Genomic DNA, 12,080 nt, shown 5'->3' on the forward strand with positions numbered 1-12,080 from the left:
TCGTTGAGAATCGCTTACTTGCTTTTGTTCAAGTAAGTCTTCTTCTACTCAGACTTCTTCAATTCAATGATAAACTTTATCCTTTATCACTGGCTTGAAAGTCTCTTCAGTTTTCAGCTTGTTTTTTAATTGTTAAAGAGCAATTCGCTATGAGATTAGCTTTATATGGCGTCCCCTAGGGGATTCGAACCCCTGTTACCGCCGTGAAAGGGCGATGTCCTAGGCCTCTAGACGAAGGGGACTACATATAAAGGTAATCTCTACTACATCCTTTGCTTCTCATTGTCTAACATCAATCAACCAATCTGTGTGAACATTCGTCTTCTCTTCGGTAAGGAGGTGATCCAACCGCAGGTTCCCCTACGGTTACCTTGTTACGACTTCACCCCAGTCATGAATCATACCGTGGTAAACGCCCCCTCTCGGTTAAGCTATCTACTTCTGGTACAACCCACTCCCATGGTGTGACGGGCGGTGTGTACAAGGCCCGGGAACGTATTCACCGCGACATTCTGATTCGCGATTACTAGCGATTCCGACTTCATGGAGTCGAGTTGCAGACTCCAATCCGGACTTAGATGCACTTTCTGAGATTCGCTCACCCTCGCAGGCTCGCTTCCCTCTGTATGCACCATTGTAGCACGTGTGTAGCCCTACTCGTAAGGGCCATGATGACTTGACGTCATCCCCACCTTCCTCCAGTTTATCACTGGCAGTCTCCTTTGAGTTCCCACCCATAGTGCTGGCAACAAAGGATAAGGGTTGCGCTCGTTGCGGGACTTAACCCAACATTTCACAACACGAGCTGACGACAGCCATGCAGCACCTGTCTCAAAGCTCCCGAAGGCACAGTCTTATCTCTAAGACCTTCTTTGGATGTCAAGAGTAGGTAAGGTTCTTCGCGTTGCATCGAATTAAACCACATGCTCCACCGCTTGTGCGGGCCCCCGTCAATTCATTTGAGTTTTAACCTTGCGGCCGTACTCCCCAGGCGGTCGATTTATCACGTTAGCTACGGGCGCCAAGTCAAAGCCCAACCCCCAAATCGACAGCGTTTACAGCGTGGACTACCAGGGTATCTAATCCTGTTTGCTCCCCACGCTTTCGCACATGAGCGTCAGTATCTCCCCAAGGGGCTGCCTTCGCCTTCGGTATTCCTCCACATCTCTACGCATTTCACCGCTACACGTGGAATTCTACCCCTCCCTAGAGTACTCTAGTAAACCAGTCTGAAATGCAATTCCCAAGTTAAGCTCGGGGATTTCACATCTCACTTAATTTACCGCCTGCGTGCCCTTTACGCCCAGTTATTCCGATTAACGCTCGCACCCTCCGTATTACCGCGGCTGCTGGCACGGAGTTAGCCGGTGCTTCTTCTGTGACTAACGTCAAATCAACGCGCTATTAACACGTCCACCTTCCTCATCACCGAAAGAACTTTACAACCCGAAGGCCTTCTTCATTCACGCGGCATGGCTGCGTCAGGGTTCCCCCATTGCGCAATATTCCCCACTGCTGCCTCCCGTAGGAGTCTGGGCCGTGTCTCAGTCCCAGTGTGGCTGGTCATCCTCTCAGACCAGCTAGAGATCGCAGGCTTGGTAGGCCTTTACCCCACCAACTACCTAATCCCACTTGGGCTCACCTTATGGCTAGTGGCCTTGCGGTCCCACTACTTTAATCCTCAGATATTACGCGGTGTTAGCCATCGTTTCCAATGGTTATCCCCCTCCATAAAACAGATTCCCAAGCATTACTCACCCGTCCGCCACTCGTCAGCATCGAAAGCAAGCTTTCAACCCGTTACCGTTCGACTTGCATGTGTTAAGCCTGCCGCCAGCGTTCAATCTGAGCCATGATCAAACTCTTCAGTTTAATCTCGCTCAATGAATACATAACGTTATATTCTTTTTGAATTTTAAGTTAAGCATCATTGATTTCTAAATTTTAAATCTTTTTGAAAATCAACGAATGCCCACACAGATTGTCTGATTGATTGTTAAAGAGCAAAAAAGAACGACGCGATTTGTATCATCTTTATTTCTACAACGTCGCGTCGTTGTGTGCGGCGTATTATAGACATCTCGAAAATCTTTGCAAGTGTTTTTTTGCAAAAAATAATAAAAAAACACAAAAATGATGACGACCGATTATTTTAAAATCACACTGATGATTTCTTCTGCAAAGTGCGGTGAAAATTTAGTGAATTTTTATACCGCACTTAATTATTGGCTATTTATCTAATAATAAGCGTGCGTAAGCTTGAAAAGCCAAATTGTTTAAATACCTTTAATAAAGAAGGCTGTTCTTTACTTTCTTTTGTACAATACACCAAATTCTGTTTGACTGTTTTTTGCGTTGGTTCCCCAAGCAAATCCTTGACTCGTTTAGCAATTGCTTTACTTGGATCTAAAAAATATTTCACTTGTGGCAAACAGGCTTTTAGTTCTGCTTTTAGGAATGGGAAATGGGTACAACCTAAGATCACCGTATCTAATGATAAATTCCGTTGCCATTCTTTGACTTCAAATAAAAGTTTTATGGGATCAATGGGATTCCCTTGTAATTTTTCTTCTGCCATTTTCACCAATTCCGTGCTTCCTAGCTTTTCAACAGTACAATGCATTGCGTAATCTTGAATCAGCTTATCTACATAAGGTCGTTTTACTGTACCTTTAGTGGCAAGTAATCCGATAATCCCTGTTTCTGTTTGCTGTGCAGCAGGTTTTACAGCCGGTACGGTACCAACAACTGAGCAAGAAAAATTTTCTCGTAATGCTGGCAAAACGACTGTGCTTGCGGTATTACAAGCTATCACAATTAAATCAATCGGATGTTGTTGCGAAATTTTCTGACAAATCGAGACACAACGTTCAATAATCGCCTGCTCTTCTTTTTCAGAATAAGGAAAAAATGCGTTGTCTAAACAATAAAGGTAGTGGCAATAAGGCAAAAGTGTTTTAACTTCACGATATACACTCAAGCCCCCAATGCCAGAATCAAAAAATAAAATGGTAGGCGGATCAGATAAGGTTGTCATTTATTATTAAAAAGCAATTCAAGTTGAGATGATCTTATACCTTAGTATAGGATATCTCAAGGTAAAGTTTACGCATTGGAATAAATGGTTTTCTCGTCAAGCCAACGCTGAATCAAGGCGTCCGAAAGTTGTGGATATTTGTGAATTATTTCTCTGGCATACTGCTGAACCATTGGGATCATTTTGCGATCGCGCATTAAATTTGCCACTTTAAATTCGGCTACCCCTGTTTGTTTTGTTCCCAATACTTCCCCCGGCCCACGGATTTCAAGATCTTTTTCTGAAATATAAAAACCGTCTTGACTTTCACGTAACACTTGCAGACGTTTTTTTGATACCTTTCCTAATGGTGGTTTATACATTAGTACACAAAACGAGGCCGTACTTCCCCGCCCTACACGTCCACGCAGTTGGTGGAGTTGAGATAAGCCAAGCCGTTCAGCATTTTCGATAATCATCAAACTTGCATTAGGTACATCAACCCCCACCTCAATTACCGTTGTGGCCACAAGAACATCTAGCTCTGCCGCTTTAAAACTTGCCATAATATCTTGCTTTTCTGTCGGCTTCATTCGTCCATGAACTAAACCAATACGTAAATTAGGTAAAGCGCTTGTCAGATCTTGCCAAATTGCTTCTGCGGCTTGCGCCTCTAAGACTTCACTTTCATCAATAAGCGTACAAACCCAATATGCTTGACGTTTTTCATTCACACAAGCCTGATACACGCGCGCAACAATTTCAGCACGGCGTTCTTCTGAAATCGCAACCGTTGTAATGGGCGTTCTTCCCGGTGGCAATTCATCAATAATAGAGATATCCAAATCAGCATAAACTGTCATCGCTAAGGTGCGCGGAATCGGGGTTGCTGTCATTATCAGTTGATGTGGATAATTTCCTGATTTTTCACCTTTTTCCCGTAACATTAAACGCTGATGTACGCCAAATCGGTGCTGTTCATCAATAATCACTAAAGCGAGATCATTAAATTCTACATCCTGCTGAAATAAGGCGTGCGTACCAACAATCATCTGCACTTCACCTGATTTCATCTGTTCTAATACGGTTTGGCGTGCCTTACCTTTCACTTTTCCGGCAAGCCAACCGACCTTGATACCGAAAGGCTCAAGCCAATGTTGAAAATTGACAAAATGCTGTTCAGCCAAAATTTCCGTCGGTGCCATTAATGCCACTTGCCTTTGGTTATCAATTGCGACGAGTGCGGATAACGCTGCAACCAAGGTTTTCCCTGATCCCACATCACCTTGCACCAATCGCATCATTGGATAAGGCTTTTGTAAATCTCGCTCAATATCCTGCACAACACGATGTTGTGCATTAGTTGGGGTAAATGGCAAACGCTGTAAAAATTGCTGTTTTAGATCCGTTTGATAGTGCAAGGGCAAAGCAAAAAATTGCTGAATATTTGACCGCACTTTTTGCATTGCCAAATTATGAGCTAATAATTCTTCAAAAATTAACCGCACTTGTGCTGGGTGCTGTCCCTTTTCGAGCATTTCTAGCGAAACATCGGGCGGTGGACGATGCAAAAATCGGATCGCCTCTTTCAAACTGTATGGATAAGGATTAAATTCATCAGGTAGAATTTCTGGCAACTGGATTTTATCTAATAACGCCAGCGCTTGATCGGTGAGTTTTCGTAAAGCGTTTTGCTTTAAACCTTCAGTGGTAGAATAAATGGGGGTAAGCGTTTCTGCCATAACTAAAGGAGCATCATCACGAATAATTTGATATTCAGGATGATGAATTTCCGCCATAAAACGACCACGCTTAATTTCACCGAAGGCTTTTACCCGTGTTCCCACCTGAAAACTGTTACGCATTGCCGCGTTAAAATTGAAAAAACGTAAAGTTAATTTTGATGTGCTATCAGACACCACGACGATTAGAATTGGGCGACGTCCAAACTGCACTTCACAGAGCTGAACTGTCGCACTGATCGTCGCATATTGCTCAGGACGAAGATCAATAATAGGCGTAATGCGTGTACGATCTTCATAACGACTCGGTAAATGAAAGAGAAGATCTTGTAGATTATTAATACCAATTCGGCTTAATTTCGCCGAAACTGCCACTCCCACGCCTGATAGTGTAGTAAGCGGTACAGCCCCAAGAATATCTGTTGTCATTAGCGATTAATATTACGTTCAATACTGACAAAACCCGGCGTTGTCTTGATTTTTCGCATAATTTGGCTTAAATGATGGGTATCTTTTGCGGTAAGCAATACGACAATTTGATATAAACGGCCGTCTTGCTCTTCCGTCCAAATGCTGTGAATATTACTGTCCATTGCGGAAATATTCGATGTCAAATTAGGCAACGCCCCTTGCTGATTAATCATTTCAATGCGTAATTCTGTTTCGAAATCGACTTTATTCTCACTATTTTCCCAAGTGACGGGCGTATAATGCTCTTTATTTTCTTCATGATTACGCAAATTTGCACAAGCTTCATGATGTACAACAAGTCCTTTGCCGGGACTCGCATAAGCCATAATTGGATCGCCCGGAATAGGATGGCAACATTGTGCGAATGTTGTTAATAAATTTTCTGAACCATTAATGGCAAAAATGCTTTTATTATTACTTAGATCGCCATCGGTATCAATTTCAATGCTTTCTCCAAGTAAACGATAGGCAATGACCGCACTCATCTGATTGCCTAAGCCAATTTCAGCTAACAAATCCTCAAAACGATTAAGTTTAAGTTCATTTAGCAACGTATTAATACGTTGTGGTGAAATCTGTTCTAATTTATGTGGCAATAAGGCATTCGTGAGCTGACGTTTACCTAATAGAATAGCGGTATCTGAACGCATATTTTTCAAGGCATGACGAATATTAGAACGTGCTTTTGCGGTAACCACAAAATTAAGCCAAGCCACATCAGGACGCGCATTTAACGCGGTGATAATTTCTATTGTTTGTCCTGATTGTAACGGTTGAGAGAGTGGGTAAGGTTTACGATCAACATTTACTGCGACACACGCATTACCAATATCAGAATGAACCGCATAGGCAAAATCAACGGGGGTTGCTCCTACAGGCAATTCAACAATGCGCCCTTTCGGGGTAAAGACATAAATTTCTTTCGGGAAAAATTCTGATTTTACGCTTTCAATAAATTCAAAAGAATTCCCCGCACTTTGTTGCAATTCGATCAGGCTTTGTAACCAACGTTGTGCGCGAATTTGTGCCGTGGTGCTATCATTCTTACCGCCTTGTTTATATGCCCAATGCGCTGCCACCCCCATTTCTGCCATTTGATCCATTTCTTCTGTACGAATCTGCACTTCCACCGGCACGCCGTGTGGACCAATCATAGAAGTATGTAAGGATTGATAGCCATTTGCTTTCGGCACAGCAATATAATCTTTTACTCGACCGGGACGTGGCTTATATAAGCTGTGCATTTGTCCTAGCACACGGTAGCAAGTATCAACATCTTTCACTACCGCACGGAAAGCATAAATATCCATAATGGAATGAAATTGCTGATCTTTGAGGCGCATTTTTTGGTAAATGGCATAAAGGTGTTTTTCTCGCCCAAAGACGCGTGCATCAATACCCACATCCCCCAGACGTCCTTTAATTTCATCGGAAATCCGCTCAATCATATCTTTGCGGTTACCACGCGCAATTTTTATTACTTTTTGTAATACCGCATAACGCTGCGGGTGCATCGCTTCAAAACCGAGATCTTCTAGCTCATTTTTAATATGTTCTATCCCTAAACGATGAGCAAGGGGGGCATAAATTTCAAGGGTTTCTTTCGCAATCCTACGCCGTTTATCTGGGCGTAATGCGCCAAGTGTGCGCATATTATGGGTGCGGTCAGCCAATTTAATAAGCACAACACGAATATCTCGTGTCATTGCCAAGATCATTTTACGGAAGTTCTCTACTTGCGCCTCTTGGCGGGTGCGAAATTTGAGTTTATCTAATTTAGAAACACCTTCTACAATTTCAGCAACACTCGTACCAAATTCGGCTTCAAGCTGAGCCTCAGTATAAGGTGTGTCTTCAATCACATCATGCAACAAGGCTGCCATCACCGCTTCGTGATCTAAACGCATTTCCGCAATAATGGAGGCCACTGCAACAGGGTGTGTAATGTACGGCTCACCGCTAGAGCGAGACTGTCCTTCGTGCGCATCTCTTGCGATAATATATGCACGTCTTACTAATTCAATCTGTTCCGCAGGCAAGTAGCCGCGAATAATATGCTCTAAACGTTCAAATAAGTACAAAGGACACCTAACTTTTTATTCAAATTTTATTGCGAAGGATAAAAATAAAACAAAAAACTACCGCACTTTTAGCGCTTATGAAGATAATAAAGATACTGCGTGATGTTCCGTTGCCTCTTGCTCTAAGGCATCTTGACGCTCGTGCGCATTCATAATTTCATTATTGATCAAGCCTTTCTCAATCTCACGCAATGCAATGACTGTTGGCTTGTCATTGTCTTCTGGCACCAAAGGTTGGCGAATATGCAATTGTAATTCTCTTGCACGGCGTGCTGCGGTTAAAATTAAATCAAAACGGTTACCAATTTGTTCTACCGCATCTTGCACTGTTACACGAGCCATAAATTTACTCCAATCAGTTAAACTTCTTCAATAAATAAAAGGGATCTAATGATACTAAAATGTCAATTATTTTGCCAGTAATTGATGAATTAAAGCGATATTTTGCGTTTGTTGATAGCTTTTGGTTAAACATTCGGCGCGTAAAATATGCTGTAAATCTGCCACAGCTTGTTCAAAATTATCATTAATAATCACATAATCATATTCATCATAATGAGATATTTCACTGGTGGCTTTTGCCATTCGATCGGCAATCACTTCTGCGCTATCCTGTCCACGTCCAATTAAACGGCGCTCTAATTCACTCACAGAAGGAGGCAAAATAAAAATACTTTTTACACTCGGTAATTTGGCACGAATTTGTTGCGCCCCTTGCCAATCAATATCTAAAAAAACATCAATGCCTTGCGCCAAACTTTTTTCAATCGTTGGTAAGGAGGTGCCATAATAATTTCCGCCAAATACGTTGGCATATTCTAAGAATAAATCTTGTTCAATTAAATGCTCAAATTCCGCTTTACTCACAAAATGATAATGCACGCCATCTACTTCGCCCGGGCGTGGTGAGCGGGTGGTATGGGAAACAGAAACCATCATTTTACGCCCTGTTTCTTTTGCTAATAATGCGGCGATTAAAGATGATTTTCCCGCACCACTTGGGGCAGAAATAATATAAAGGTTACCTTGGCTCATTGTTTATCCTCAATTTTCATCAAATTATGCTCATTATGCCGATAAATCAGAAAAAAATCATTAGGGGCAGGGGATATTTTTCGTGATAACTGCGTTGAATGTGGTTCATTTAGCATAACTCAACTTCGCCACTTTCGCCTTGCTCTCACAAAAATAGCCCCCCGCTCAACGGCGAAATAAATTATCAACAATCCCTAAAAGTGCGGTGTTTTTTTACTTAATATTGACAAAATAAAAACAAGCTAACTGGCTGATCCGCAAAGTTTTGATGTAGATCACAAATGTTTTACGGTTTTCTTGCGAGTTAGTTTCACCCTATCTAAAAAGCGTGCTATAATCCGCAGCGAACGGAAAATAGAAATTCTTTCTATGCACCGTAACCCTTTTGTTTAACTTAAATTATAGGTGAAAAACTTATGGCAATTAAAATTGGTATCAATGGTTTTGGCCGTATCGGTCGTATCGTATTCCGTGCAGCACAACAACGTGATGACATCGAAGTAGTCGGTATCAACGATTTAATCGACGTTGAATATATGGCATATATGCTAAAATATGATTCAACTCACGGTCGTTTTGATGGCACTGTTGAAGTAAAAGACGGCCATTTAGTGGTAAACGGTAAAACTATCCGTGTTACCTCTGAGCGCGATCCTGCAAACTTAAAATGGAACGAAATTGGTGTTGATATTGCTGTTGAAGCAACAGGTATCTTCTTAACTGATGAAACTGCTCGTAAACACATTGAAGCGGGTGCGAAAAAAGTTGTATTAACCGGTCCATCTAAAGATGCGACACCAATGTTTGTAAACGGCGTAAACTTTGATACTTATGCAGGTCAAGATATCGTTTCAAACGCCTCTTGTACAACAAACTGTTTAGCACCATTAGCGAAAGTAATCAACGACAAATGGGGTATCAAAGACGGTTTAATGACCACTGTTCACGCAACCACAGCAACCCAAAAAACAGTTGATGGTCCTTCAGCGAAAGACTGGCGTGGTGGTCGTGGTGCGGCTCAAAACATCATTCCATCTTCAACAGGTGCAGCGAAAGCAGTAGGTAAAGTTATTCCTGAGTTAAACGGTAAATTAACAGGTATGGCATTCCGTGTTCCAACACCAAATGTTTCTGTTGTGGATTTAACTGTAAACCTTGAAAAACCAGCAACTTACGCTGAAATCTGTGCAGAAATCAAACGTGCTTCTGAAAACGAATTAAAAGGCGTTTTAGGCTATACTGAAGATGCAGTAGTATCAACAGACTTCAACGGTTGTGCATTAACTTCTGTATTTGATGCAGAAGCAGGTATCGCATTAACTGATACTTTCGTTAAATTAGTATCTTGGTACGATAACGAAACAGGTTATTCAAACAAAGTATTAGACTTAGTAGCTCATATTCACAACTACAAAGGCTAATTAAAAATCATTTAAAATTAAGCCGCACTTTTAAAGTGCGGTTTTTTTTCACCAAATTTTTCTCGCTGATTTATTCTTGCTTCTCTCTATTTGCCTTTCTCTGGAAAAACATTTCTTTTCTTCATCGCATAAAAATGAACAACTGTTCGCTCGTTAAAACTGTTACATCGCTCACAAAATCACTGATTATCCGCATTTTTCAGCGGATTTTTCTCGCTTTTTATTGGATTAACGATTATATTTAGCCTACAACTGTACGCTAAAAAATAATCATTAGGTAAATAGGATAAAGAAGAATGACAAATACCCTTGATTTTCATTTTGTGAGCCGTTTTCAACAGCAAGCAAAAACATTAAAAAATAACACCGCACTTCGTTATTTTGAAAATCAACAATGGCACGATATTTCTTGGGCTAGCTTTCAACAACAAGTAAACGAACTTTCTCTTGCGCTACTCGCCCATCATATTGATGTACAAGATAAAATTGGCATTTTTTCCCATAATATGCCACGCTGGACAATTGCCGATATCGCGGCATTACAACTTCGTGCCATTACCGTCCCAATCTACGCAACCAATACCGCACAGCAGGCCGCGTTTATTATTAATGATGCCGATATAAAAATTCTCTTCGTCGGCGATCAAGAACAGTATGAACAAGCATTACACATTGCTGCGGATTGTCCACAGTTACAGCATATTGTGGCGATGAAAGACAGCATTCAACTGCACAATCATCCACTGGCTTGCAGTTGGGCGAACTTTATTGCAACAGGATCTCAAACCAATCCCACAGCATTACAACAACGTCTCGATAATAAACAACTGAATGATTTATTTACCCTTATTTATACTTCTGGCACAACAGGTGAACCAAAAGGCGTGATGTTAGATTATGCTAACCTTGCCCATCAACTTAAAGCGCACGATCAAGCACTAAAGCCCATTACAGAACAGGATATTTCCCTTTCTTTTCTGCCTTTCTCACACATTTTTGAACGTGCTTGGGTCGCCTATGTGCTACATCGTGGTGCAGTGAATTGCTATATAGAAAACACCGATCAAGTACGCCCTGCGTTAAGTGCTATCCGCCCAACATTAATGTGTGCGGTGCCACGTTTTTACGAAAAAATTTACACCGCTATTCACGATAAAGTGCAGCAAGCACCCAAACTTCGCCGTACGCTATTTAACTGGGCGATGAATGTGGGGCATCGTTATTTTGATCGCAAAAGCCAAAAACTGCCTATTCCATTTGGGCTTAAACAGCAATTTTTCTTAGCGGATAAATTAGTGTTGAGCAAATTACGCCACTTGCTCGGTGGACGTATTCGTATGATGCCCTGTGGCGGTGCAAAATTAGATCCCACTATTGGGCTATTTTTCCACAGCATTGGCATTAACATTAAGCTGGGCTATGGTATGACAGAAACCACCGCTACCGTTTCTTGCTGGGAAGATGATCATTTTGAGCCAAATTCTATCGGCAAGTTAATGCCCGGCGCCGAGGTTAAAATTGGCGAAAACGATGAAATCCTAGTGCGTGGCGAGATGGTTATGCGTGGTTATTACAAAAAACCAGCGGAAACTGCTGCCGCCTTTACCGCTGACGGTTTTTTGAAAACTGGTGATGCTGGTAAATTAGATGAGCAAGGACATCTCTACATCACGGATCGCATTAAAGAGCTGATGAAAACCTCAAACGGTAAATATATTGCCCCTCAACATATTGAAGGAAAAATTGGAAAAGATAAATTTATTGAACAAATTGCCGTGATTGCTGATGCGAAAAAATATGTTTCTGCCTTGATCGTGCCTTGTTTTGCCTCTTTAGAAGAATATGCGAAAAAACTCAATATTAAATATCAAGATCGAATGGAGTTGCTCAAACATTCTGAAATTATTCAGCTTTTTGAAAAACGTTTAAATGAATTGCAAAAAGAGTTAGCAAGCTTTGAACAAATAAAAAAATTCACCTTGCTACCAGAAGCCTTTACTACCGCAATGAATGAAATTACCCCCACATTGAAACTACGTCGAAAAGTGATTTTGGAACGTTACAAAGCGCAAATTGAAGCTATGTATCAATAAAAAACCAAGTGCGGTGATTTTTCACCGCATTTTCTATTTTTCGTTTCTCTTCACAACAGCAAAAACTCGCAAATTTTCCACCGCACTTTATTTTTATAAACTTTGATCTACATCAATAAAATTGACAATTTATTGAGAATAATTCTCATAAACAAAGATGCAAATTGCCTAGTAAAATCAACTTCCCCACGTCATTTCGCTCAAAAAACAAGCTAAAAAAC

7 protein-coding genes, 1 tRNA gene and 1 rRNA gene are annotated in these 12,080 nt (G+C 41.2%); 2 read left to right on the forward strand and 7 right to left on the reverse strand.

The annotated features are described in order from the left end of the window. Window positions 1-166: 166 nt before the first annotated feature. The 7 genes from L5B83_RS01805 to gmk form a co-directional block, all read right to left on the reverse strand. Window positions 167-242 (reverse strand) — tRNA-Glu (locus L5B83_RS01805). A gap of 90 nt (window positions 243-332) precedes the next feature. Continuing rightward, window positions 333-1,872: ribosomal RNA gene (locus tag L5B83_RS01810) — 16S ribosomal RNA — on the reverse strand. A gap of 361 nt (window positions 1,873-2,233) precedes the next feature. Next, on the reverse strand, window positions 2,234-3,037 hold the full coding sequence (gene murI / locus L5B83_RS01815) for a glutamate racemase (RefSeq protein WP_265777369.1): 804 nt from the start codon (window positions 3,035-3,037) through the stop codon (window positions 2,234-2,236). 68 nt (window positions 3,038-3,105) lie between these two features. Beyond that, on the reverse strand, window positions 3,106-5,187 hold the full coding sequence (gene recG / locus L5B83_RS01820; RefSeq protein ID WP_265777370.1) for an ATP-dependent DNA helicase RecG: 2,082 nt from the start codon (window positions 5,185-5,187) through the stop codon (window positions 3,106-3,108). Further along, window positions 5,187-7,310 (reverse strand): bifunctional GTP diphosphokinase/guanosine-3',5'-bis pyrophosphate 3'-pyrophosphohydrolase, encoded by a 2,124-nt coding sequence (gene spoT / locus L5B83_RS01825; protein ID WP_250363572.1) that lies wholly within the window; start codon window positions 7,308-7,310, stop codon window positions 5,187-5,189. Before spoT ends, recG begins: the two co-directional genes overlap by 1 nt. A 75-nt stretch (window positions 7,311-7,385) precedes the next feature. Continuing rightward, window positions 7,386-7,652, reverse strand: a complete 267-nt coding sequence (rpoZ, locus tag L5B83_RS01830) for a DNA-directed RNA polymerase subunit omega (RefSeq protein ID WP_250349499.1) — start codon at window positions 7,650-7,652, stop codon at window positions 7,386-7,388. Between the two features lie 66 nt (window positions 7,653-7,718). Then, window positions 7,719-8,345 carry a guanylate kinase gene (gene gmk / locus L5B83_RS01835; protein ID WP_250349498.1) on the reverse strand — a complete coding sequence of 209 codons (627 nt, stop codon included), beginning with the start codon at window positions 8,343-8,345 and terminating at the stop codon, window positions 7,719-7,721. A gap of 416 nt (window positions 8,346-8,761) precedes the next feature. On the opposite strand from gmk, the gene gapA reads away from it, so the two are divergent. Beyond that, window positions 8,762-9,766 carry a glyceraldehyde-3-phosphate dehydrogenase gene (gene gapA, locus L5B83_RS01840; RefSeq protein ID WP_250349497.1) on the forward strand — a complete coding sequence of 335 codons (1,005 nt, stop codon included), beginning with the start codon at window positions 8,762-8,764 and terminating at the stop codon, window positions 9,764-9,766. A 296-nt stretch (window positions 9,767-10,062) separates the two neighbouring features. Further along, window positions 10,063-11,859 carry an AMP-dependent synthetase/ligase gene (locus L5B83_RS01845; RefSeq protein ID WP_265777371.1) on the forward strand — a complete coding sequence of 599 codons (1,797 nt, stop codon included), beginning with the start codon at window positions 10,063-10,065 and terminating at the stop codon, window positions 11,857-11,859. The last annotated feature ends 221 nt before the right edge of the window (window positions 11,860-12,080 follow it).

Origin of the sequence: Avibacterium sp. 21-599, assembly GCF_026226765.1 — a bacterium.
In the GTDB taxonomy this organism is placed as follows: domain Bacteria; phylum Pseudomonadota; class Gammaproteobacteria; order Enterobacterales; family Pasteurellaceae; genus Avibacterium.